Here is a 21,737-nt window from a genome sequence, read left to right as displayed (position 1 = left end):
AAGACCTTTTTTAAAAAATCTACCTGAACCTGAAGTTCTCCGATCTTGGAATACAATTCTTTCTCCTTTGTATTTTCAGTGTCATTCCCAGCCGTCGGTACCTCTTTGCTGAACACGAGCTCCGCCTTTTCCAGAAACTCCCGCTTCCAGGCCGCTATCTGCGTTGGATGAATCTCATACTTGGAGGCTAGTTCCTGGACGGTCTGAACCTCTTTGATAGCTTCAATGGCCACTTTGGCTTTGAAGCTTGCGCTGAATTTTCTGCGTTCCTTTTTCATAGTCAACTACTAAAATAGAAATTTAAGTAGCTGTCCAGATTTTTGGGAGTATTATATATAATCATTCTCCAATGTCTTATATCTTGTTAGATGAGGCAAATTTGAGTCCACTTGAACATTATTGGTCTTCATTTTATAATTTGACTGATAATGTTGCAAATTCTGATTCTGGCATGAAAATCTTTCTCGGGAATTCAGAAATAATTGAATATGCCAATAACTTACGATTTATAGGGACTATCAATTACGACCAGACTACTGAGGAGCTCTCCCCGCGAGTCATAGATAGAGTGAATATTATTCGGATGGAAAACCAACGATCATTTGATATTGCAAAGTTGACCGGTTCGGAAATTCAGCATTTGGAATTGTCATTCGGTCGATGCCGAGAGATTTTTGGATTGTTAGATTTCGCAACGGAATTAGATATTTCAATTGACGAAGATTTTGAAGAACGGTTTGGCCAGGTTATTAAAAAATTTGAAGAGTTGCGCATTTTCGTCAGCCACCGAGTTCAGATCGCAATCAGGCAATATTGTAAAGTGGCTAAAAATTTAATGTATGAACAAAATAAACCGCTGGATTATTGTATATCGCAGCGATTATTACCACTTATTAAGGTACAAGGTAGTCGGGCAAAAGTAAAGTTGAAAGAACTTAAAGCTTTGCTCGACGACAATAAATACGATATATCTTCTAAGATTTTGAACGATATTATTCTCATTGGCGAAGAAGGTGAGATGTTCCAGGATGATTTTAACTACTTTCTTACATTGTCACATGTTTAGGCTTTTTGAAGTTGTGGCCAATGGGATCGTTGAAGTCTTACCAACGGATGAGACGTATAATGTAAAGGAACTTGGTGACTACGAGTTTCAGTTTTTGGGTAAGACATTTGGTAAATTAGAAGAAGATGTATTTATTGAAGATCTTCCTTTGGATAGGAACCTTTATGTTTCAAAATTTGATAGCCTTCATTCAGTTAAGCCATCAAAGCTTTTTCAAGATTATTTTGGTTCTGCCTCGTTTTCAATCCGTGGTAACGTCTATAAGATTAACATTCAGATAGAAAAGTTTAAGATTGCTGAAATTGAGGAAATCCTATTATTTCTTTGGACTAACGATAATAAGATTTTTGATAATTTTTTTTCCAAAAGTAGTATAAAGTCTAGTGTAGGAAAAGAAGGAGATTCATACAATCTTACCTCCAAATTTGTCCTTTTTTGTCGTACATTTTTAGAGCTCTTTGACTCATTATTTACTGCCTTTGATAAATCAGCCCGTTTCAAGTTGGCCAAGGAGACGAAGATAGTCAATTATACGCCAAGTGCTGTATCAGAAAGATCATTAGCCTGGCTGCTGCAAAATTTGGATGAAGTGCAATTTGACGGTGCTCATAAAAACCACCCAGATTCCATCCCCATTGGATCCGATTATGGCTATATAGGACATATAGCTTCGGATATAACATTTTTTAGTAAAAATACTTACGAAAATGCGACTATTCTTGGTGCGTTCAAATATATGATATTAACCCTGAATACGCTGAAAAGTAGTATTCAAAACACTGTCTCAGTACAAAAGGAATTCGGTTCCAAGGAATATGCTGACTTTCGAGATCTAAGGAAAGTTCCGTACTTGAAGCTGCTAAGAGATTCGTTGGAGCTGGAAATGAGATTGAAAAGTTTATACACGAAGTATAAGTTTATTTTTCCTGATACAATTGCTAAAATTGGCAGACCGAAGATAACAAACGTTTTTTTCCACTTAGCTCACTATCGTCAAGCTTATAGAGTTATAGCAAATTTGTATGACTATAAGCTACGTTTAGATGGAGCATTTAATCTCCTTAATGTAAGAAAGCTGAGTCAATTGTACGAGGTTTATAATCTTCATCAAATCGTACATGGTTTTACTAGTAAGCTTAATATGTCAATGTTTGGCGTTGAATTTACTTCGTCTAGGGAGGATGGAATAACTAATTTAGTTTCGTTTTCCTATCGAGAGTTTTCGGTAAATATATATTATGAAATGCAGTATCCTAATGCAATAAGTGATCAAATACGCATAGATAAGAGATTTGGCTCATACTATAAGCCGGATTATATAATTCAAATCAGCTCGTCGAGTATGTCCCTAAGTTATGTAATGGATTCTAAATACTCCCGTTATCAAACAGTAAAGTATAAGTATCTACCCGATTCAATATTTAAATATATTCTGAATACGGGGTTTACCAATGATCGTTATAGAAAGGTTGATGGTTTAGTTCTCATATTTCCCGGAGAGCAGGATGAGCTTATAGTTTATGGGCAAAATTACTCGCCTCAAATCCGCTTGATTTCATCTAAACCTAAATTTAATGAGGGTTTGCGAAGTTTAATTTCAGACATTGTTGACCACGTTTTCCCAGCAACGTTACGGCGTTAGTATGGTGTTATGAAAGTATGTTCAAAGGATTTTCATAATGTCAGGAACGGGAAGCTGGTCGCAAATTTCAACAATAGTTAGAACCATGTAAAAGCCCGTACTATGGTATTTAGCGTTGATCTTTGCTTCCAGCATAATTAATTCGCCCTCTATGTCTTCTCTATCATCTGGTATTTCTGTCCAAATATGCATTTGGCATTTTTGATAGCTAACAGCAATTTTTGAAATACAATCCTTTGGTAAATCTTTAAGTAGGACATTCAAATCTTTCAACATTGCCTCGCTTACGTCATTTTGCATAAGTATCCGGGATATAGTGCGATAAATGATTTTTCGAATAGCTGGTGGACACTCGATCAACTAGCTGTACTCACAAGTAATTCACGAATATCAACTTTCAATACAACAGAAATATCATAAAGCATTTCCAAAGAAGGCTGAGCATCATTAGTACACCATCTCGACACAGTCGATTCAGCTTTGCCCAGATCTCGGGCTAAATCTCTATTCGTTTTTCCTTGTTCGGCCAGAACTATCTTCAACCGATTAATGCGTGTTTTGGGCATGAGAAGCATATTTCATGCTATCTAATGCTATTTAAAACTTTAACCAATACCTCCAAAATGCAAATTTACAGAGTATAGCGTATTACATCAAACAATTTGCTAAATTTGCTAAACAGTTAATGTAAAAACTTAAAAGAAAAACTATGACACACGAGAAAAATTCTTCTTCGCCTTCGGAAAGGCAGTTGACAGTTTATAGCAAATATGTGCCGCGGGCTTGGCATCAGTATGTGGTGATGCCGGAAATCAGGCTTTGTGGGAAGTGGCTGCTGGATGCCGGTTTTGAATGTGGGGATGAGGTGACGGTGCGGTGTTTTGGGAATAAATTGGAGATTACGCTCAATCCGGTGCCGGAGCCGGAACCTGCGCCTGTCCGGAAAAGGCGGTCTTCTTCTTCAAAAAGTCTTTCTTAATAGTTTTTTGGCTGGGTCGAGCTTTTATTGATCATGGAGGCGCCTGCCTCCGGTGGTTGATACTTTTTCTTGATAAAAAGTATCCGCGCGGCGGCCGCCAAAAATCAAGGCAAAAAAATGCTTCTGCGCTCAGGGCCTACGCACACCCCGCTTTTTTGCCGGGCCTGAGCACCTTGTTTTCTTCGCATTGCTTGCGCAATGTTTATTTGTGAATATCGATCTTGTTTTTCTATTTCAGCCTCTTTCATAGCCACACGCCGGTGGTAGCCGATCTGCGCCGCCGATGCGGGGCATGAGCAAAACGGCCGCGACGAGGAGGCTGCACCAGAGAAAGGCATTCGGGATACGGACGGGCCGGGCGACGCGGGAGAGGAGCAGGCCGGCGAAAAACGGAAATATCGTCCGCGTGATGCCGACGCGCATGTGTTCGGCATTCAATGTCCAGCCGCCGGTGACGTCTCCGTTCGGGCTCGTGACGGCGAAATGCAAAAGCACCGCGCCAGCCAGGGCGACGAAAACGGCCAATGCTCGGTTGGATAACTTCCTCAGGCCGAGGGCGTAGAGGATGTTGACGATGTATTCGAAAAAGAGCGACCAACCGACGCTGTTGAGCGGGTGCATTTCGAACCAGCCGCGGATATCCATCGAAAGCGGGACGGGCAGGAGCGTCCACCCGATGAGCATCACGACGAGCAGCTTCCAGAGGGGCACGGTGTGAATGAGAGGCAAGATGGGGGAGTCGGTGTAATAAAAGCCGATGGCGCCGAGCGTCATGCCGAGCACCACAAGCGGTTGCAGCCGCTCGAACCGCCTGCGAAGGAAAGCGCCGACGGTGAGTTTGTCCCACCGTCGTCGTACGCATAGCCGATGACATAGCCGGAGAGCAGGAAAAAGAAGTCGACCGCGAGATAGCCGTGGTTGACGACGTTTTCGAGCCGGCTGGCGGCTAGGGGTTCGGTGAGGTGGAAGCAGACTACTATATTGCGGCGATGCCGCGGAGGCCGTCGAGGGTTTGGTAGTGGGGTTTTGGGGGGAGGGTGGTGTTGTTCATGGTTGGTGAGCTAGCTCGGTGCTTCGACTGCGCTCAGCATGACAAGGCGGGTTGCCAAGTTAGCAGCGTGCTTCGACCGCTCGGCGGCCCGGTGCGCTCAGCATGACAAAGGTCGCTTCGCTTCCAAATGTAATCGGTAAGAAAGTGTTTTTGGCTTTCGTTGCTTTGGAACTACTCTCTACAACTTTGGAAATACCCTCATTTGTCACCCTGAGCGCAGTCGAAGGGCAGGCACAACGGTACTAACATGTAAGAAGCATTGTGCATGTTGCTTCGACTGCGCTCAGCATGACAAAAAGTAAAATTTGCTTTGTTGCTCAAAGCTTTGTCACCCTGAGCGGAGTCGAAGGGCAGGCGACCACGTTAGAAGGCATAGCGAATCTGACAGTAAGGCAATTGCGTCTTGACCGCCTCCACCAACTCACCAACAATCTCCCGCTTAATATTATTCTTATACCGCACATTCCGCTGCCCGGACTGGCTATACTTAACCTGCTGAATATCCGGCCGCCAGAGGACTTCTTCGGCTTTGGGGTGCCAGCCGAGGTTGACTTCGTGGAGGCGGTCGTTGTGGGTGAGGAAGATGATTTCGGTGGCGAGCTGCGCTTTGGTTTGCTCGTCGAGGACTTGGTTCATTTCTTCGAAAAGCGCATACCAGTCGTCGAGCCAGCCTTCGTAATAAATCACGGGTGCGAAACTTACATTCACCTCATAACCAGCCTCGCGGAATTCGTTCATAACGGCAATGCGCTCACTGATGGGCGTGGTGCGGACGTCGACGAGCTTGGACATTTGATGCGGCATGAGGCTGAACCGGATGCGCGTTTTGCGCTGCGGATCGTAGCTGAGCATTTCGCGGTTCACAAACTTGGTGGCGAAAGTCAGCTTGGCGTTGGGCAGCGTTTTGTACAGGTTGATCATGTCTCTTACATTGTCGCAAATCGCCGCATCTGCGGAGCAATCGCCGTTTTCGCCGATTTCGTATACCCAATATTCAGGATCAATGGCGTCGGGCTCGGCTTTGATTCCCTGCTTGGCAGCGTGGCGCGTGAGGTAACCCATAATCTGCTCGATGTTCACAAAAATGGAAATGGGATTGGCATAACCTTTCCGCCGCGGCACGTAGCAATATGAGCACGACATGGTGCACCCATTGGACTGCGAAGGCGCCACCCAATGCGAGCTGCGGGTATTGGGCCGACAGGTCAACCCCTTTTTCGCACCAAGAATCAGCACATTCTTTTTATTCCAAAGCCAATCCTCTACGGAGCCTTCGAAGCCGAAAAGCTCAGGTATCTTCCAGTGCGAATCCACTTCAATGCGCTCGGCATCAGGATATTTGGCAAGGATCTCGCGGCCGCGCTCGTACGTTGGTACGTCGGGTTCCATGTAGATTTGATGGATGGTAAGGAGGTCGTCGATGGTTTTTTGATGAAGCATGGTGATGTCGGTTTGGCGCACTTGTTAATAAAAGTTTGCCAGTTCCCACCTTTGTCATGCTGAGCGCAGTCGAAGCAACGTGCACAATGCTTCTTACATGTTTGTAGTTTGCTGCCTGCCCTTCGACTCCGCTCAGGGTGACAAAGGAGGGTTTAAACAAAATCATTGAGTATTTCAACGAAAATCTCGCTTATGTAAGAAACCGATACATTAACCGGGTTATGAGACACTTTCTATTTGCATTTCTTCTACTTCTTCCATTTCTAACACTAGCTCAAACCCCGATCCAAATCGGCCACATGGATACCATCCAATCCAAAATTCTTAACCAAACCCGAGAAGTAATGGTACACGTACCGGACGCCGGGGATGGACTGTATTCCAAAAAAAGGTACCCGGTGATTTATCTGCTGGATGGCGAGTCGCACTTTAAGTCGGTGGTGGGGATGGTGCAGCAGCTGAGTTCGGTGAATGGGAATATGGTGGTGCCGGAGATGATCGTGGTGGGGATACGGAGTAAGAACCGAAGGCTGGACATGACGCCGAACCAAGCTTCGGTGGACCCGCCTTTTATGGACAGTGCGGCTGTGCGGCAGACGGGTGGCGGTACTGCGTTTCTGGCTTTTATTGAAAAAGAACTGATGCCGCAGATTGACTCACTGTACCCGACGGCACCTTATAAAATGCTGATCGGGCATTCGCTGGGCGGACTGGTGGTGATGAATGCGCTGATCACGCGGCCACAACTTTTTAATTCTTACATATGCATTGACCCGAGCTTGTGGTTTGATCATGCAAGGTTTTTGGAAACAACGAAAAAGGCACTTAGTGCGACCAAATACAATGGGGTTGCGCTTTACCTAGGCATTGCCAATACGTTGAGCGAGGGCATTACGTTGGCGAATGCGGCAAAAGATCCGAGCCCATTTTCGCGGCATATTCGGTCTATTGTCGACCTCGACAAATACATTAAAGCGAACCCGGGAATTGGGCTTCGGTATAAAAGCAAGTTTTATGCTGAGGACACACACAGTTCCGCGCCGCTGATCACTGAGTACGACGGTTTTCGATTCATTTTCGACTTTTACAATCTAAAATTTACCGATTCTGATTTTGAAAAAGACGGCCTTGCATTTCCTGAAAAAATTATGAGGCACTATAACCATGTTTCTACGCAAATGGGTTATCCGGTACTCCCGCCCGAGCAAATGGTCAACTCACTCGGCTATCAAGCAATGCAGGAAAAGCATGAAGTAATGGCCGAAGCGTTTTTCAAGTTGAATACCGTCAACTATCCCCGGAGCTGGAATGCGTTTGATTCATATGGAGATTTTTTTGCTTCAAGAAATGATAAAGCTGCCGCAATCACGCAGTATGAGAAGTCTTTGTCGGTGGAAGAGCATCCCGAGACGCGGAAGAAATTAGAGACTTTGCGGAATTAATGTAACTGTCTTATTGAGCCTTCACAACGTCCATTTTCCGCCCCTAACTGAAAATTCCAGTACCTATATTTGTCCCTTACAAAACCTACGAAATTGAACTTATGACAACACAGGAAGTTGCAGCTCGCTACCACGAACTGGCACAACAGGAAAAATGGTTTCAGATTCAGGATGAATTCTTTTCGGACAATGTGAAAAGCATTGATCCGCCGCATTCGCCGTACTTAGGCTACGCAGAGGGTCGGGAAGCTGTGCGCCAAATAGGGGAGAAGTTTATCAGTACCATTACAGCGGGGCACCGTGCCTACACTTCGGCACCCATTGTAACAGGAAACCATTTCGCGGTTGCGCGGGAGACTGATATTACATTACAGGACTTTGGCAGGATTCAGATGAACCAGATCATGCTGTACGAAGTGCAGGATGGAAAGATTATTTCCGAGCAGTTTTTTTATTAAGCTTTAGATCAAAGTTTAAATAAGTTAGAAGTGATGCAGGTTGCTCGTACCTGCATCACTTCGTTTTTTAGCTGATTAGTTTCAGGCTAAATGGATATACATTCTCGTCGCCCCTCACAATCTTACTATGCGTCACGATGATGAAAATCGTGTTGCACACGAATAGTGCGAGGATTACCGCCAGCATTGTAAATGGACGGATGAAGAAATTTCCGGAGAGTGCGGGGAAAATGCTCAGGTAAGCCAGTCCGTAAGTAACTATTGTCCAGGTAAGCTGAAAATTGACAATGCGCTTGCCCAACTCATTTGCACCATGTATTTTGTTTCTCCTGTAAATCCAGAGTCCAAGCGGAATGAGGAAGTTGCCGAATGGGATAAACCACAAAGCCAGTGCAGACAGGTTCATCAATTTTAAAAATCCCGGATCTTCTTCAATGGGGACGGTGGCTGGAACTTGAACGGGTATCAGCTCTTCCATTGTAACATTTAACGCCTGTGCCAGCATCCGCTACGTTTCGCCGCGGGGTTCAACATTTCCGCTTTCAATGCGCTGCAATGTGCGGAGGTTAATACCGGCAATGTCGGCAAGTGTTTCCTGTGAAAGACCTTTGCTCTTGCGCAAAGCCCTGATCTGATCGGCGATAGTTAATGTGCTCATCTGTGAAGTTGTTTGCACCAAATGTAAGGTCAGAAGATACGATTTGATTGCGGCTTTTCTGCGGCATTTGTACGAATCATAAAAAATATGACAGCAGTTTATACTGATAAATGCCCAAAGTTTTACATTTGCATAATTAGTTATGTAATTGGTTATTTGCAAACATGAATCTATTTAAAAGAACGGGTAAGATTGCGCTGGGTAGCCGGCTGAGAATGTTGACTGCAAAGTTTACTGACGAAGCTTCTTCCATTTATAACTTATACAACATCGATATGCAGCCTAAATGGTTCCCGGTGTTCTACGTGCTGTCGGAGCGGGACGATGTGACGATAACGGAAATTGCCACGGAGATCGGGCATTCGCAGCCTTCGGTGAGCAAGATCGTGCGGGAAATGGCGGCAAAGGGTTTGGTGATCGAGAAAAAGGACGCAACAGACGGCAGGCGGAATGTGGTGCAGCTTTCCGCGGCAGGGAAGGAGATTATTGAGAAGATCCAGTATCAATATGAAGACGTAAACAATGCAGTGGAGGAACTGTCGGCGCAGTCGAATTATGATTTGTGGAAGGCCATCGAAGAATGGGAGTTTTTGCTCGAACAAAAATCACTTTTTCAGCGTGTTCGGGAGCAGCGAAAACGCCGCGAAAGCAGCGCCGTGGAAATTGTGCCCTACGAACCGCAGTACCAATCCGCTTTTCGCGAACTGAATGTGGAATGGATTTCGACTTACTTCAAAATGGAAGAAGCAGATTACAAATCACTCGACCACCCGCAGACGTATATCTTGGATCGTGGCGGCTACATTTTCGTCGCATTGTACAAAGGTGAGCCGGTTGGTGTCTGCGCGTTGATTCAAATGGATGATCCTGAATATGATTTCGAGCTGGCCAAAATGGCTGTGTCACCGAAGGCGCAGGGACTGAACATTGGCTGGAAGCTGGGTAACGCGGCGATTGAACAAGCGAAGTCAATGGGGGCCAAGGGGGTATATCTGGAAAGTAATACGATCCTAAAACCGGCGATCAGCTTGTATCATAAGTTGGGTTTCAAGAAAGTGACCGGCCGGCCTACGCCATACGAGCGGGCGAATATTCAAATGGAGTTGAGGTTGGATGCGAGAGGGATGCCCTCGTAAACTACTTCATAATTTTGTTCGATGTTATTCTGAAAACTTGCAGGTATCCTGGCCCAATCCAAAACCTCTACCAAAATAGGAATATTGCTTTCGCGAATTTTATCTTTTAGGTCAAAGAGAACATCGGAATCTAATCTTGCCAAATCTTCACTACGGACGACCAGGTCGAGGTCGCTGCCTTCGTGCGCGGTCCCATTTACGCGACTTCCGTAAGCCCAAACGTCCATCGGGGTGTCCATAGAGGCAAAAATTTGCCGCAATAATTGAAGATCTTTTTGTCTGATTATCATCTGCTATTCTCCGCCTCTTTCTATCTCGTCTGGATCTGCTTGCAAAAGCAGCGAGTAAGCTTTTTCAAGTGTCTCAATGCATCTTTCATAATATGTGGTGTCAATTTGCATCTTGGTAGTATTTAGAATTGACCTCTAAAATATAAATTTTCTTTAATCCTGTGACATTCCTTACCTGCTGCGAATAAATTGGTAAAGAGTCGCGTGATCTGAATATAAGACCATTGACAAACACGCAACGCAGATTACCGTGACTGAAAGGTTCTACCTTACTTGAATACGCCAAACTTGTCGCAATCCGCCCCAAAGCTGTCGTTTTCTCCACCTGCTTTTTGGTGAGAGTGCATTTAGCTTTGCATTACCAAGTTTGAAGAAAACCTAGAACAGCCAGAAAACATGAGAAAGATCATCATCAATGAGTTTATGACCCTCGACGGGGTAATTCAGGGGCCGGGCGGGCCAAACGAAGATACCACCAACGGTTTTGACCTGGGCGGCTGGGTTGCTAAGAAGTCGGATGAAATTTCGGACAAGATCCTGATGGACATTATGATACAGCCTTACGATCTGCTGCTCGGGCGTTTTACTTACGAGATCTGGGAACCGTACTGGCCGGCACAGACGGGACCTATTGCCGAGAAATTCAGTCAGGTGAAGAAATATGTCGCTAGCCGCACCAGAAAGGAGGGTAGCTGGGAAGGTACGGTCTTTCTATACGGTGACGCAGTCGAGCAGGTTAAAGCCCTTAAAGCGGAAGAGGGCGGTCCCGACCTGCAAATGTGGGGCAGCGCGGATTTTATACAATCGTTGCTTCAAAACGGATTGATCGATCAGATGAATATCTTTATTCACCCGGTCATTCTGGGTAAAGGAAAAAAGCTTTTCCAGGACGGGATAATGCCCGGCAACTTCAAATTAACCAAACATACGGTATCAACAACCGGTGTAATCCTCGGTACTTATGAAGCTGATGGGAAAGTGCAGTTCGGGAATGCGGGAAAAGGCGAATGAGGAACTGCTGCCAGGTATCTTAGCTAGTTTTGGCTGGTGCTGACTTTGCAAGCCGCTTTTTCATATTCATAAAGCTGTCGATCGGGCCTTGTGCTGAAAGGGAATTAACCAGCCAGGCAGGAATCGCGCCGCCGGGATCCAGCTGCAAAGTATATTGAACCTGAGTTTGCCCGGTGCTAACAGGAGTCAGAACCCAAACGCCGGTGGATTTCGAGATTCTGACAATGCCCTTTTTGATAGGTACAAATCCGCTGACAGCGGGTGCATCCACAGTAACTATACCCGTCGCAGGATTTTGCGAGACCGAGATCCGTGCAACAAAATCGCGGTTTTCAAGTGGCCACGGGAGGCTTATTTCGGAGTAATAGTAAAGTTCAGATGGGGAAACGCGGCGCACCAGTTTGCAGGATTTTGTATGGGATACCCAGTCTGTCGCAGCATCCACATCCATGAGCAGGGAAACAATTTCAGCTATCGGTGCATTGATCCTGCAATGTACCTGCAAAGCCTTGATCCGCGAGCCTGCTACCTCTTTCGAATAAACCTTGATCCCATCTTTTTCAGTCACAAACTTCCAGCTTTCCTCCGCACTGGCAGGTTGGATCAGCCAAAAAATGAATGCAAATAAAGTAAGCGGGTAAACAAGATTTTTCATCGCTGAGCTTGTAGAGGAGCTGCAAACTTACAACGAAACTGCATTTAGTGCGTTAGATCAACGATAATGATATTCCAGCTGCACCCCGCTGCCCTCATCACAAGTCAGCGGCCGGCCTGACGCATCGTAGGTAAACTTGCGCTCCCATTGCAGATTTCCAGCATAATCAAATGCGCGGATTACATTGTTCGGAGACGTGAAAGGATCAGGAAAGATGTTCGTGTTCAATCCGTAAAAGGGATTTGGGTGGTTATCATATTCGTACCGCGAAGGTCCCAAGCTATTTGGCGCAGCATTTTGTCGCTCAATAACGTTTCCGTTAACGTCGAACCTGAACAGATCAACCCGTCTGATGTTTTCCTTATGATAAAGCACATTGACGAGCGCATTGCTACCGGTATATTCATAGGTCGCCGTCAGGTTTTTACCTGTTACTTTGCTTTGCCGTCCCTCTGCGTCATACTCAACCGTGTAGTTCTGGTATTCAAATTTCTCATTCGGATCGCACAATGCGCCGCTCCATGAAGACAATAAGCCCCTGCTGCCCGTGCGGATAGAGGTAATCCGATCGCGGGAATAGCCAAACTCGCTGATTGCGTAAGGTGTATCACAGGAACTGTAGTTAAGAATGCGGATAACTCTGCCGTCGCCATATTCCAGGCGGGTTTGTACGTTGCTGGAAGAATTGATTTCAAACAAACTCCCGACAGGAATTGCAGGATCAGCTTTCTCTTTTTTGCAGGAAAAAATCAGCCCCAGAAGTAATATAAGCGCATACCTTTTCATACCAGAAATGGTTAAGTAATCGATTTTCAGAAGAAGGGATTTTCCTGGGGCGCTTGGTTCTTTAAAGATAATAATTCTCTGGGTTTACTGATCATTTTACAGGCTCCGGCGTAATCATATCTTCCTTACTGTCACGCGGCAGGCGAAAAACTGCGCCTTCTTTGGTAGAAAAGTAGAGGTAAGATTCAGAAGGCTTGCGACCGTGACCGTCAGCCCAGATCGTGTAAAATCCCGGGTTCGCGTTTTTAGGCTGTCGCACGTAGGTATGGTTCATCGGACTGTTTTTCGTCAGTTGCTTTTCCAGCTCCCAGCTCTTGCCCCCATTCCTGCTGAGCCACATTGCTACCTCGCCCCCCGGATTATAAGCCTGAGGTCCGTCGATCGTCGGCCCGATTACCTTCAATTTCTTGTTCGACTCAATGGAAATGGACCCCATATCGTAGTTGCTGTCCGACGTGGTTACTACATTCCCTTCCCAACCTTTACGGGAACCGCGGTACAAAGTCCATTTGCGCGGATTATTGGCCGGACCAGCTTCAAATCCCTTACTTGAAATGATGAGTATGGCTGGTTTTGCTTTATTGTCCAATGCAATATCGAGCAGGTAACAGTTCTTCTTTTCCGCATCATAAGCGTGCACAAGCGCGGGGTTCTTCGAGCTTGTAAGAGGCAGTTCCACCGACTCACCCGAGTTCGTCTGCCAGGTTTTACCAAAATCCGAACTTTCGAGATAGTACAGGTTTGTGCGGTAATTAAGCCCTTTTCCTTTCGGATGGTAGTCAAATGCGACACCCACTTTCCCGTCGCGCTCGGCACTTACCTGGTAGTGTCCGTCTTCAATGTGCGCCAGGATTTTCCATTCATTCCAATGCTGCCCGTCAGCGGAAGTATTGAACCCGATCACGCGTTGCGCCGCTTTGTTGTATTTGGTAAAAAGCGCAATAAATCCTTTTCCTTTGACAGGATATACCTGAAAGTAGGAGAAGTTGTTAAAAGGCTGCTCTTTACCATCTACGATTTCAGTAGCAGGTACTGTTTTAAAATCAGAAATGTCGTAAGGCTTCGTACTCTTGTGAATGTACGATGGTCGGGTAATACCGTGGGAAGTGGAGAAAACCCAGATATATCCTGCGTCATCTATTGAAATGACGGGATTATCATGCGCATCGGTGGTGTGTTTGTCGAGCAATGTAACCGGGTTCGCGACTTTGCCGCTTTGATGATCATAGAATGAAACATTGTGCAGCAGGGTGGAATTGAGTGAATCGGTACCGCCGAAGCAGAAAAAGGTTTTGTTTGCTGCTTTTGAATATACGGCAAACGGCCGGTGATTGGCAGGGTAAACGGCGAGCCCGCCGCTGTATTTGTAGACATATTCGTCATTTGAAGGCTGGTTCATGTACCAGATACCCTTAAATCCATTGGCCTTTTTAAGGAGTAATTCGGCTTCGGCGAATTTGCCGTCTGTGTTTTGGGCAAAAAGTTGAGCAGATACAAAGAGGAAAGCAAAAAGATGGCTAAGATGCTTAAACATAGCGTTTTTGTACAAAAAGGGACGTTTTAGGAAATAGGTTAGTTAAGAAACTCACGTCAGAAGGGTATTTACTCAAAATAATTCCTGAAAATACCGGCTTGCTACACGCGACGATCCACTTCCAATGGTGGCATGGTTTTAGATCGGTATACCGCCAGAACCATCCAATAAAAACATGAAATCGTTAGTTTCAGTGTTATTCGCAGCCACAATGCTGTCTGCGTGCAACAGTAGCTCGAAGCAGCAGGAAGCAGCATTAAGAGCACAGCAAAAAACCATTGACTCGATGAAAACAGCAATGGAAAAGCAGGCGATTGTTGACTCGATGAACAATGTAATGGCGCAGCAAAGAGAAGAGCAGGCGCGCCAGGAAGAACAAGTAAAGGAAGAAAAGCAGGTTGTAGCCACTGCTAACCAGGCTCCGCAAACAGCCGCACGGCGTAAAGCTGGATGGAACCACAAAGCCAAAGGTGCCGTGGTAGGAGCGGGTACCGGCGCAGTAACCGGCGCGATCGTCAACAAAAACCGGGCGGAGGGAGCCTTAGTCGGCAGCCTCATCGGCGCTGGCGTTGGGCTCGGTACCGGCGCGATTGTGGACCATGAGAAGAAGAAAAAGCAGAGCAGACAATAATTCATAAAAGACATCCAGGCCCGGAATCACGGCACCTTCGACAAATTCAGATCAGAGCGTTTCTCGTCTGCATTCGGTTTGTTAAAGAGGTGTATGAGATTCCGGGCCTTTCTATGTTTATTATATATTATCCCGGAGTTACTTCTTGATCGTTTGGATCGCTTTCGCTATTATTAGTGGTAGAATTCGACAACAAAACCACTTCCACATGATCCGTAAGGCATTTTACATTGCATTCTTTTTCCTGGTATCCCTCTCCGCATTCGCGCAGCAGATTGATAAAGCAAAGCTTGACGCATATTTCGACGCGCTCGAAAAGAATGACAAATTCATGGGAAGCGTCGCCATTTCTCAGAATGGAAATGTGATTTACACCCGCACATTGGGCTTCTCTAATGTGGAAACCAGGAAAAAGCCCGATCAGAATACGCGGTACCGCATTGGTTCTATCTCGAAAACATTTACGGCAGTACTGGTTTTCAAAGCCATTGAAGAAAAAAAGCTGAGCCTTACCGAGACGCTCGACAAATATTTTCCCGGCATTAAAAACGCTTCGAAGATTACCATCGCGCAGCTGCTCGCCCACCGAAGCGGGATCCATAACTTTACCGACAACGCTGACTACGTCAAATGGAACACGCAAAAGAAAACCGAAGCCGAAATGGTGGAGATCGTCACCAAAGGCGGCAGCGATTTTGAACCTGATTCCAAAGCGGTTTACAGCAATTCCAACTATTTGCTGCTCACCTACATTCTTGAAAAAGTAAACAAAAAGCCTTTCGGTGCATTGTTGACAGAGAAAATCTTCAAACCTGCCGGACTTACGAATACAGCTTTGGGCGGCAAGATCAATCCGGCGAATGAGAGTTACTCTTACGAATATGCAGGCAAATGGGTGAAGCAGCCTGAAACAGATATGTCCGTGCCCGCTGGCGCAGGCGCACTTGTTTCTACGCCCACGGATTTGACAAAGTTTGCAGATGCACTGTTCGGAGGTAAGCTGGTTACGCCGCAAAGTCTGGACAAAATGAAGACACTGCGGGATAATTTTGGAATGGGGTTATTTCAAATTCCTTTCTACGAAAAGAAGAGTTTCGGCCATACGGGCGGCATTGACGGTTTTCGATCACTGTTAGGTTATTTTCCTGATGACAAAATCGCATATTCGTATATCACAAACGGCGCAGTGGTGGTGCCGAATAATGTAGCTATTGCGATGCTCAGCGCGGTTTACGGGAAGCCGGTCGACATTCCAGAATTCAAAACATACACACCTGATCCGGCCGATCTGGACAAGTATGTCGGTGTGTATGCGAGCAACCAGATCCCGATTAAAATCACGGTGAGTCGCGCCGGTAATGTACTTAGCGCGCAGGGAAGCGGGCAGCCCGCATTCACGCTCGAAGCTACTGATAAAGACAAGTTCAAGTTTGAAGCCGGCAGCTTATCCATGGAATTTATTCCGGCAGAGAAGAAAATGTTGCTGCGCCAGGGAGGCGGCGTCTTTGATTTTCGTAAAGAATAGTTTTTATAATTGATTTAAAAGCTCAAAAACAATGGGACTATTTTCAGAAGAAGCAGAGGAAGTGTTGATCAAAGGAACTTCGCTCGTTTGCCCGGTTTGTTTTAATAAAACTTTCTGGAAAAGAAATGCGCAGCTGAACACGCCCGGGCTCACATTCCTGGGTCTTGACTGGGCCAACAGATCGGCTACTTGCTACGTATGCGCCGACTGCACGCACATTTCCTGGTTTTTGGAAGGATAATTCCGGCTGCTGCTGACATACTGTTGTCACCGGACGTTTTTAGATTTGTAAAAACACATTATCGACATGAAAGTACATACGACAAACTACGAAAATACCTTCATAGAAGTAGCCGAGGATTGCCCGGCTGTCGAAGGCGAAGTGCCGCCGATGAAAGGAGAAAAGCGGACTGTGGCGAATATCGCATTCGAAATCGTCAGCAAAAATCCCTACAAATTCACCTCTGACGATGTACTGTTCCGCATCTATGCCGAAAAAAATGACCTGACCGAAGCTGAGCTGGAAGGTGCGAGACAAATGTTCTTCTCAAAAGGCCAGGCCTGCATGCGTGCCTCGCCACTTGCCAAGCGATACGGCTGGGGCATTCACAACGATGCCGAAGGGAAAATAGCAATTTACGGAAGGGAATCACCTAAGTACGAAGCCTTTGCCCGCGACAATTCCCTGAAAAAAGTCAAGGCGATGAAGTCGAGCAAATAACAAGCATTACACTTCAAACAAACTATAAAAACAAATGAAAAAGCCTGTTCTAGGGAAACAAACGTTCTTGCCCGACAACACCGGGCGGGTTGAAGCATTTGAAAAATTCGTCAGGGAGGTTTACGACAAAAACCGCTACGACAAACCCTTGTACACGGGCCGGTACTTTGTGATTTTCAGAGAAGGCGTAGCGGCTTCCTCACGGGCAGCGAGCTTTCTGAAATCCGAATGCGGACTTTCCGTGGCGAATACAAGAGAGTTCGTCCGCGCACCGATCAGCGAGAACAGCATTGACGGTGCGGATGCATTGATTTATGAAGACTTAGGAATCGCATTGGTGGGTGCAGAAGAAGAGCAGATCAGGATCCTGGAAGCTTCGGGCGCCAGCTACATGATCGTGCCCGAAAAGATAGTGTATGTACCCGATGAAATACCTGCTGTATTGAATGTACCCTCTACCTGGGGGATCGATGTTACACAAGCTATGGTTTCGGGATACACCGGAAATGGCGTAAAAGTGGCAGTACTGGACACCGGCTTCGACGCCAATCACCCTGATTTTGCAGGAAGAAATATTACCGTCAACTCGTTTGTACCGGAGGAATCCGCCGAGGATATGCACGGCCACGGCACGCATTGCATTGGCAGCGCCTGCGGCAATGTGGATGCGAACGGAATGCGATACGGAGTTGCAAAAAACGCAGCTATATATGCCGGAAAAGTGCTCAGCAACGAAGGCAGCGGCGCCCAGGCGTGGATCCTGAATGGAATGACCTGGGCAGCTGACAATGGATGTAATGTAATTTCAATGTCGTTGGGCTCGCGCGTGTTTCCAGGTCAAAGCTATGACGTAGCTTACGAGCGGGCCGCGCAGTATGCACTTTCAAAAGGTACCGTGGTGATAGCAGCTGCCGGGAATGAGAGCCGCCGCTCGATGAACCAGTTCAGTCCGGTAGGGAGCCCGGCGGACTGTCCGTCGATCATGGCCGTCGCCGCCCTCGATTCAAGCCTGAATGTGGCAGATTTCTCAAACCGTAAAATCAACCCGAATGGGGGAGAAGTGGATATTGCTGGTCCGGGTGTCGAGATTTATTCCAGCTGGCCGATGCCGATGCGTTACCGTACCATTTCAGGAACAAGTATGGCGACGCCGCACGTAGCCGGGTTAACTGCATTGTTATGGGAGAAATTTCCGAATGCAACACCCTACCAGATTATGACAGAGCTTCGTAACCTGGCAAAAAGACTGCCGATTTCTAACATTGATGTAGGAGTAGGATTATCCATTGCACCTGTCGACCCGATCGTATGAAAAGCGTAGTAATCACCATTTCGGAGACTTACCTGGGCAGTTTGAAGACTGTTGCAGACGAACTTTGTGAAGAGGGACTTACAATTACGAATCTTTTCGAGTTCGGGGTAATTACAGGAGAGGCGGAGGACCAAATTATTGACAAGCTCCGCGGGCATAAAGAAGTGATCTCATTAACCGAAGACAGGCCGGCGCGCATCGCGCCGCCTGATTCTCCGGTTCAATAATGTTATTTGCTGTCAGAAGAGGGAACAAGCCTGGCTTTCAAGTCGGGCTCCTTCATATCCTTATCTAATGGAAAGATCGGTCTTTTCACCCTTTTATACCCCAATCCTTCCAGGTTCTGGTCTACGCCGCCGGGCGTAAGTGAAAGCGTCCAGTCTGCGCGCATGTTGTATAGCTCTGGTTCGAGGTAGCCTATTTTCACAACCACGATATCGGACTTGCGCGGATTCAGTCCCAGCCGCGTGAAATCTGCTTCCTTGTGGTAAGGCTTGCGTTTTTTCGTAACAATGACACTCACGCTCCCTACTTTCACCACTACTTCGGTTTCTGCATTGCGGTCGCCGTGCTCGATGGCGGTCACAGTTCCTTTCAGGCGCACAGGCGGCGCAAAGCGTGCATCCATTTTCGCACCTGCTAATGCATCTATTTTTCCCCCAACTCCCACCTTCACTGCTTCCGCCACCAGCTCAGGACCGGGAATGGAAGCGTAGATCAGCGATTTCCCATTTTCGTTCTGGAACTCCGGTCTTTTCAGGATTTCTGTGATAGTCCACGTAACATCGCCGGCGCCGCCAGCAGTTGGGTTATCACCTGAATCACTGATGAAATAAGGCGTTTTGTCGCTGTTTACGGCTTTGTCCAAAGCCTCTTGCAAGGAGCCTGTCGGCGCTACGAATGCAAATTCCTTCCGTACATCCCAGAAGCTTTTCGCCAGCTTTTCAGCGGTGGTAGTTACCGCTTTTTTGTCGTCACCCGTCACCATAACCACGGCGTGGTTACGCGGCTCGTCGGCCCAGGCGTATCCCACCCACATTGCTGCGTCAATGATCCCTTTTTGCGTGGAAGCCGGTGTCACTGCTGCGTAAATCCGTTTTCCAGGCTCAATGCGCGTCGACGTTTTTTCACCCGGCAGCAGAACGGGAATGGGGATCCAAGCTTTGTAGGCAGGTTTTCCCTTGCCGCTTTCGAGTCTGGCGAGCAGGTTCGTCACTGCGCGTTTTTTCGTTTGCATGGCATCTTCGTGGGGCGCCATCCGGTAGCAGGTAATCAGGTCGGTATGCTGGGCCAGACGCCAGGATACATTACCGTGCAGGTCCATTGAAGTTGAGATAAGCGTCTTTGTACCTACCATTTCCCTGATACGCACAATGAAGTCACCTTCCGGGTCGTCGAGACCTACTACGCTCATGGCGCCGTGGATATCGAAGAACAGACCATCATAAGGAGCATTCTTTTTCAACAATTCGAGCGTTTGCTTCACAAGCGACTCGTAAGCTTCACGCGTGACAGCACCGCCAGGGAGCGATTTGCCTACCAATGCAGGCAGCCACGTAGCTTTCGCGCGGATACCGGAGTCCGGCGACATGAATGGGTAGGCGGCAAAAACCTGATCGCCGTACCGGGCGTGAAAAGCCTCTTCGGTTGTCAACGCAGGTGAAAAAGTGCTGGATTCGATACCCAGTCCGGCAATAGCAATGCGGGGAGCCGCCTTAGGAGCGACGGCAATGCGGGCAGTTTCGCTAACCCTTTTTTCTTCGTCAAGATTTTTGGTCAACGTAGAAGAAAGTGGCTGGAATGTGCCGAGCAGCAAAGAAAAAACCGCGAAAAATGTAGTTTTCATATATAAAATTTTAACAAACCGGATTAAGGGTTTTATTTTGTTTAAACATAAGCAAAAAACATTTGAACTATATCTCCGCCAGCAGCCCAATGAGACTCTCCCGCATTCTCCCGACATTATTCCTGATCTTCATCTGTTTCGGCGTTTTCGGACAGGCTTTCACGATCAGCAGCAACAAAAGGTACCTGATGAAAGATGGTAAACCATTCTTCTGGCTCGGAGATACTGCCTGGGAACTGTTTCACCGGCTGGATCGGGAGGAAGCGGAGTACTACCTGAAAAAGCGGGCGGCGCAGGGTTTCACGGTGGTCCAGGCAGTTGCATTGGCCGAGTTCGACGGGCTTGAAGTTCCTAATCCCTATGGTGAGCGGCCGTTTATCAATAATGATCCCACAAAGCCGAATGAAGCTTATTTCAAGCACGTGGATTACATTATCGACAAAGCTGCTGAGATAGGAATCAACATCGCATTTCTGCCTACCTGGGGCGACAAGGTTTTCAAATCGACCTGGGGAAAAGGGCCGGAGGTTTTCAATGAATCAAATGCGGAAGTGTATGGAAAGTGGCTCGGTAACCGGTATAAAGCGCGTAAAAACATGTTCTGGGTACTGGGCGGGGACAGAAACCCGAGACCCGGCACGCGCGATACAGAGATATGGCGTGCAATGGCAGCTGGTATTACTGCCGGTGCCGGCGGAGCTGATAAAGTGATGATGACCTACCACCCGCAGCCCAACAAGGAGGGAGCGAGCGAATGGTTTCACCAGGATGAGTGGCTGGATTTCAATATGTTTCAAACCGGGCATTGCCGCGACGCTGCGGTTTACAACAATATCAAGGGTTCTTACGACAGGCAGCTGATCAAGCCGGTCATCGACGGAGAGCCGATTTACGAAGATCACCCGGTTTGTTTCAATGCAAGAGAACTGGGTACATCCAATGCTTATGATGTACGGAAATCGGCTTACCTCGACCTGTTTGCAGGCGCATTTGGCCACACCTACGGCTGCCACGATATTTGGCAGATGTATGCGCCAAATCGGGAAGCTGTCAACAACCCGCACATTTTCTGGCAGCAGGCAATGGACCTGCCCGGGGCTAATCAGATGAAGTATGTAAGAAAACTGATCGAATCGCGCCCGGTTACCGACCGCGTACCCGACCAGTCCATTGTAGCCGAAGGCGATCTGTCAGCGTACGAGCGCATTCAGGCGACAAGAGGGAAGGATTACATATTTGTTTATACCGCAACAGGAAAGCCTTTTTCCATTAACCCCGGAAAAATCACCGGAAGCCAGCTGAATGCATTCTGGTACGATCCGAGAACCGGCAAGACCAAGGATGCAGGGCAGGTAGATAGCAAAGCGGTAAACAAGTTTACCCCGCCCGATTCAGGCTACGGAAAAGACTGGGTACTGGTAGTGGACGATGCTTCAAAGAACTATCCAAAGCCTTGAAACTTCCGGGGACAGTCAAAAAGCTGCAAAACACTGGCTGTTAATTAGCTAAATGCATTTCCCAAAAGCCTTTTTACTTGGCATGCCGGCATTTTTG

Annotated in this window: 26 protein-coding genes; 14 read left to right on the top strand and 12 right to left on the bottom strand. The window is 47.0% G+C overall.

Annotated features, from left to right (window positions below; all coding sequences use genetic code 11):
• Window positions 1-278: transposase (locus Q369_RS0112590; RefSeq protein WP_031528164.1), on the bottom strand; the 278-nt coding region annotated here is incomplete at its 3' end.
• A gap of 71 nt (window positions 279-349) precedes the next feature.
• On the opposite strand from Q369_RS0112590, the gene Q369_RS0112585 reads away from it, so the two are divergent.
• Entirely contained in the window at window positions 350-1,066 is a 717-nt protein-coding gene (locus tag Q369_RS0112585; RefSeq protein WP_031528163.1) for a DUF8727 domain-containing protein, read from the top strand.
• The gene (locus tag Q369_RS0112580; RefSeq protein WP_031528162.1) at window positions 1,059-2,708 is read left to right on the top strand and encodes a hypothetical protein; all 1,650 of its coding nucleotides are present in this window, start codon (window positions 1,059-1,061) and stop codon (window positions 2,706-2,708) included. The genes Q369_RS0112585 and Q369_RS0112580 overlap by 8 nt, the downstream gene beginning before the upstream one ends.
• 21 nt (window positions 2,709-2,729) lie before the next feature.
• Here Q369_RS0112580 and Q369_RS0112575 read toward each other — a convergent pair whose 3' ends face one another.
• Together Q369_RS0112575 and Q369_RS0112570 are read right to left on the bottom strand one after the other, a co-directional pair.
• Window positions 2,730-3,008 (bottom strand): hypothetical protein, encoded by a 279-nt coding sequence (locus tag Q369_RS0112575; RefSeq protein WP_031528161.1) that lies wholly within the window; start codon window positions 3,006-3,008, stop codon window positions 2,730-2,732.
• 56 nt (window positions 3,009-3,064) lie between these two features.
• Window positions 3,065-3,274: a helix-turn-helix transcriptional regulator gene (locus Q369_RS0112570; protein ID WP_031528160.1), complete on the bottom strand. Its 210-nt coding sequence runs from the start codon at window positions 3,272-3,274 to the stop codon at window positions 3,065-3,067.
• Between the two features lie 143 nt (window positions 3,275-3,417).
• On the opposite strand from Q369_RS0112570, the gene Q369_RS0112565 reads away from it, so the two are divergent.
• Window positions 3,418-3,687, top strand: coding sequence for a SymE family type I addiction module toxin (locus Q369_RS0112565; protein ID WP_031528159.1), 270 nt, complete (start codon window positions 3,418-3,420; stop codon window positions 3,685-3,687).
• Between the two features lie 234 nt (window positions 3,688-3,921).
• Here Q369_RS0112565 and Q369_RS27680 read toward each other — a convergent pair whose 3' ends face one another.
• A complete protein-coding gene (locus Q369_RS27680; protein ID WP_374754351.1) occupies window positions 3,922-4,485 on the bottom strand; it encodes a hypothetical protein in 564 nt (187 codons plus the stop codon).
• A 616-nt stretch (window positions 4,486-5,101) separates the two neighbouring features.
• Entirely contained in the window at window positions 5,102-6,178 is a 1,077-nt protein-coding gene (locus tag Q369_RS0112550; protein WP_031528158.1) for a spore photoproduct lyase family protein, read from the bottom strand.
• 299 nt (window positions 6,179-6,477) lie between these two features.
• Here Q369_RS0112550 and Q369_RS0112545 point away from each other — a divergent pair, with 299 nt between their 5' ends.
• Entirely contained in the window at window positions 6,478-7,620 is a 1,143-nt protein-coding gene (locus Q369_RS0112545) for an alpha/beta hydrolase-fold protein (RefSeq protein ID WP_229206821.1), read from the top strand.
• A 101-nt stretch (window positions 7,621-7,721) separates the two neighbouring features.
• Window positions 7,722-8,078 (top strand): SnoaL-like domain-containing protein, encoded by a 357-nt coding sequence (locus tag Q369_RS0112540; protein WP_031528156.1) that lies wholly within the window; start codon window positions 7,722-7,724, stop codon window positions 8,076-8,078.
• A gap of 67 nt (window positions 8,079-8,145) precedes the next feature.
• Here the strand turns inward: Q369_RS0112540 and Q369_RS28345 are convergent, their stop codons facing one another.
• Both Q369_RS28345 and Q369_RS29010 read right to left on the bottom strand, forming a co-directional pair.
• Window positions 8,146-8,556 carry a DUF4870 domain-containing protein gene (locus Q369_RS28345; RefSeq protein WP_169739251.1) on the bottom strand — a complete coding sequence of 137 codons (411 nt, stop codon included), beginning with the start codon at window positions 8,554-8,556 and terminating at the stop codon, window positions 8,146-8,148.
• Between the two features lie 30 nt (window positions 8,557-8,586).
• Window positions 8,587-8,736: a helix-turn-helix domain-containing protein gene (locus Q369_RS29010; protein ID WP_157488164.1), complete on the bottom strand. Its 150-nt coding sequence runs from the start codon at window positions 8,734-8,736 to the stop codon at window positions 8,587-8,589.
• A 164-nt stretch (window positions 8,737-8,900) separates the two neighbouring features.
• Here Q369_RS29010 and Q369_RS0112525 point away from each other — a divergent pair, with 164 nt between their 5' ends.
• Entirely contained in the window at window positions 8,901-9,872 is a 972-nt protein-coding gene (locus tag Q369_RS0112525; RefSeq protein WP_031528153.1) for a bifunctional helix-turn-helix transcriptional regulator/GNAT family N-acetyltransferase, read from the top strand.
• Here the strand turns inward: Q369_RS0112525 and Q369_RS0112520 are convergent.
• Window positions 9,830-10,162 (bottom strand): nucleotidyltransferase family protein, encoded by a 333-nt coding sequence (locus Q369_RS0112520; RefSeq protein ID WP_084165731.1) that lies wholly within the window; start codon window positions 10,160-10,162, stop codon window positions 9,830-9,832. The two genes, Q369_RS0112525 and Q369_RS0112520, sit on opposite strands and share 43 nt — an antisense overlap.
• Before the next feature lie 396 nt (window positions 10,163-10,558).
• Here Q369_RS0112520 and Q369_RS0112505 point away from each other — a divergent pair, with 396 nt between their 5' ends.
• Complete coding sequence (locus tag Q369_RS0112505) at window positions 10,559-11,173, top strand: dihydrofolate reductase family protein (protein ID WP_031528151.1); 615 nt, start codon at window positions 10,559-10,561, stop codon at window positions 11,171-11,173.
• A gap of 19 nt (window positions 11,174-11,192) precedes the next feature.
• Here the strand turns inward: Q369_RS0112505 and Q369_RS0112500 are convergent, their stop codons facing one another.
• From Q369_RS0112500 to Q369_RS0112490, 3 genes are all read right to left on the bottom strand, one after another.
• A complete protein-coding gene (locus tag Q369_RS0112500) occupies window positions 11,193-11,828 on the bottom strand; it encodes an START domain-containing protein (RefSeq protein WP_031528150.1) in 636 nt (211 codons plus the stop codon).
• 57 nt (window positions 11,829-11,885) lie between these two features.
• Window positions 11,886-12,614: a hypothetical protein gene (locus Q369_RS0112495; protein ID WP_031528149.1), complete on the bottom strand. Its 729-nt coding sequence runs from the start codon at window positions 12,612-12,614 to the stop codon at window positions 11,886-11,888.
• Between the two features lie 91 nt (window positions 12,615-12,705).
• Window positions 12,706-14,148 (bottom strand): BNR-4 repeat-containing protein, encoded by a 1,443-nt coding sequence (locus Q369_RS0112490; RefSeq protein WP_031528148.1) that lies wholly within the window; start codon window positions 14,146-14,148, stop codon window positions 12,706-12,708.
• Window positions 14,149-14,323: 175 nt separating this feature from the next.
• Between Q369_RS0112490 and Q369_RS0112485 the strand changes: the two genes are divergently transcribed.
• From Q369_RS0112485 to Q369_RS0112460, 6 genes are all read left to right on the top strand, one after another.
• Window positions 14,324-14,779, top strand: a complete 456-nt coding sequence (locus Q369_RS0112485) for a YMGG-like glycine zipper-containing protein (RefSeq protein WP_031528147.1) — start codon at window positions 14,324-14,326, stop codon at window positions 14,777-14,779.
• A gap of 208 nt (window positions 14,780-14,987) precedes the next feature.
• Window positions 14,988-16,304, top strand: a complete 1,317-nt coding sequence (locus Q369_RS0112480; RefSeq protein WP_031528146.1) for a serine hydrolase domain-containing protein — start codon at window positions 14,988-14,990, stop codon at window positions 16,302-16,304.
• Window positions 16,305-16,335: 31 nt separating this feature from the next.
• Window positions 16,336-16,545, top strand: coding sequence for a hypothetical protein (locus Q369_RS0112475; protein WP_031528145.1), 210 nt, complete (start codon window positions 16,336-16,338; stop codon window positions 16,543-16,545).
• A 66-nt stretch (window positions 16,546-16,611) separates the two neighbouring features.
• Window positions 16,612-17,025, top strand: coding sequence for a DUF6157 family protein (locus tag Q369_RS0112470; RefSeq protein WP_031528144.1), 414 nt, complete (start codon window positions 16,612-16,614; stop codon window positions 17,023-17,025).
• A gap of 34 nt (window positions 17,026-17,059) precedes the next feature.
• Window positions 17,060-18,337 carry a S8 family peptidase gene (locus Q369_RS0112465; protein ID WP_051664040.1) on the top strand — a complete coding sequence of 426 codons (1,278 nt, stop codon included), beginning with the start codon at window positions 17,060-17,062 and terminating at the stop codon, window positions 18,335-18,337.
• A complete protein-coding gene (locus Q369_RS0112460) occupies window positions 18,334-18,564 on the top strand; it encodes a hypothetical protein (protein WP_031528142.1) in 231 nt (76 codons plus the stop codon). Before Q369_RS0112465 ends, Q369_RS0112460 begins: the two co-directional genes overlap by 4 nt.
• A 2-nt stretch (window positions 18,565-18,566) precedes the next feature.
• Here the strand turns inward: Q369_RS0112460 and Q369_RS0112455 are convergent, their stop codons facing one another.
• Window positions 18,567-20,183, bottom strand: coding sequence for a M81 family metallopeptidase (locus Q369_RS0112455; RefSeq protein WP_031528141.1), 1,617 nt, complete (start codon window positions 20,181-20,183; stop codon window positions 18,567-18,569).
• Between the two features lie 89 nt (window positions 20,184-20,272).
• Here Q369_RS0112455 and Q369_RS0112450 point away from each other — a divergent pair, with 89 nt between their 5' ends.
• Entirely contained in the window at window positions 20,273-21,640 is a 1,368-nt protein-coding gene (locus Q369_RS0112450) for a glycoside hydrolase family 140 protein (protein WP_031528140.1), read from the top strand.
• Window positions 21,641-21,737 lie beyond the last annotated feature (97 nt).

The organism is Dyadobacter crusticola DSM 16708 (genome assembly GCF_000701505.1).
GTDB lineage: Bacteria > Bacteroidota > Bacteroidia > Cytophagales > Spirosomataceae > Dyadobacter > Dyadobacter crusticola.
This window is presented reverse-complemented; position numbering and strand designations above follow the sequence as displayed.

Excerpts from the sequence above, each read along its gene's own strand:
- Q369_RS0112585 (WP_031528163.1), top strand. The coding sequence starts at position 350 with ATGTCTTATATCTTGTTAGATGAGGCAAATTTGAGTCCACTTGAACAT.
- Q369_RS0112580 (WP_031528162.1), top strand. The coding sequence starts at position 1,059 with ATGTTTAGGCTTTTTGAAGTTGTGGCCAATGGGATCGTTGAAGTCTTA.
- Q369_RS0112575 (WP_031528161.1), bottom strand. The coding sequence starts at position 3,008 with ATGCAAAATGACGTAAGCGAGGCAATGTTGAAAGATTTGAATGTCCTA.
- Q369_RS0112570 (WP_031528160.1), bottom strand. The coding sequence starts at position 3,274 with ATGCCCAAAACACGCATTAATCGGTTGAAGATAGTTCTGGCCGAACAA.
- Q369_RS0112565 (WP_031528159.1), top strand. The coding sequence starts at position 3,418 with ATGACACACGAGAAAAATTCTTCTTCGCCTTCGGAAAGGCAGTTGACA.
- Q369_RS0112550 (WP_031528158.1), bottom strand. The coding sequence starts at position 6,178 with ATGCTTCATCAAAAAACCATCGACGACCTCCTTACCATCCATCAAATC.
- Q369_RS0112545 (WP_229206821.1), top strand. The coding sequence starts at position 6,478 with ATGGATACCATCCAATCCAAAATTCTTAACCAAACCCGAGAAGTAATG.
- Q369_RS0112540 (WP_031528156.1), top strand. The coding sequence starts at position 7,722 with ATGACAACACAGGAAGTTGCAGCTCGCTACCACGAACTGGCACAACAG.
- Q369_RS28345 (WP_169739251.1), bottom strand. The coding sequence starts at position 8,556 with ATGGAAGAGCTGATACCCGTTCAAGTTCCAGCCACCGTCCCCATTGAA.
- Q369_RS29010 (WP_157488164.1), bottom strand. The coding sequence starts at position 8,736 with ATGAGCACATTAACTATCGCCGATCAGATCAGGGCTTTGCGCAAGAGC.
- Q369_RS0112525 (WP_031528153.1), top strand. The coding sequence starts at position 8,901 with ATGAATCTATTTAAAAGAACGGGTAAGATTGCGCTGGGTAGCCGGCTG.
- Q369_RS0112520 (WP_084165731.1), bottom strand. The coding sequence starts at position 10,162 with ATGATAATCAGACAAAAAGATCTTCAATTATTGCGGCAAATTTTTGCC.
- Q369_RS0112505 (WP_031528151.1), top strand. The coding sequence starts at position 10,559 with ATGAGAAAGATCATCATCAATGAGTTTATGACCCTCGACGGGGTAATT.
- Q369_RS0112500 (WP_031528150.1), bottom strand. The coding sequence starts at position 11,828 with ATGAAAAATCTTGTTTACCCGCTTACTTTATTTGCATTCATTTTTTGG.
- Q369_RS0112495 (WP_031528149.1), bottom strand. The coding sequence starts at position 12,614 with ATGAAAAGGTATGCGCTTATATTACTTCTGGGGCTGATTTTTTCCTGC.
- Q369_RS0112490 (WP_031528148.1), bottom strand. The coding sequence starts at position 14,148 with ATGTTTAAGCATCTTAGCCATCTTTTTGCTTTCCTCTTTGTATCTGCT.
- Q369_RS0112485 (WP_031528147.1), top strand. The coding sequence starts at position 14,324 with ATGAAATCGTTAGTTTCAGTGTTATTCGCAGCCACAATGCTGTCTGCG.
- Q369_RS0112480 (WP_031528146.1), top strand. The coding sequence starts at position 14,988 with ATGATCCGTAAGGCATTTTACATTGCATTCTTTTTCCTGGTATCCCTC.
- Q369_RS0112475 (WP_031528145.1), top strand. The coding sequence starts at position 16,336 with ATGGGACTATTTTCAGAAGAAGCAGAGGAAGTGTTGATCAAAGGAACT.
- Q369_RS0112470 (WP_031528144.1), top strand. The coding sequence starts at position 16,612 with ATGAAAGTACATACGACAAACTACGAAAATACCTTCATAGAAGTAGCC.
- Q369_RS0112465 (WP_051664040.1), top strand. The coding sequence starts at position 17,060 with ATGAAAAAGCCTGTTCTAGGGAAACAAACGTTCTTGCCCGACAACACC.
- Q369_RS0112460 (WP_031528142.1), top strand. The coding sequence starts at position 18,334 with ATGAAAAGCGTAGTAATCACCATTTCGGAGACTTACCTGGGCAGTTTG.
- Q369_RS0112455 (WP_031528141.1), bottom strand. The coding sequence starts at position 20,183 with ATGAAAACTACATTTTTCGCGGTTTTTTCTTTGCTGCTCGGCACATTC.
- Q369_RS0112450 (WP_031528140.1), top strand. The coding sequence starts at position 20,273 with ATGAGACTCTCCCGCATTCTCCCGACATTATTCCTGATCTTCATCTGT.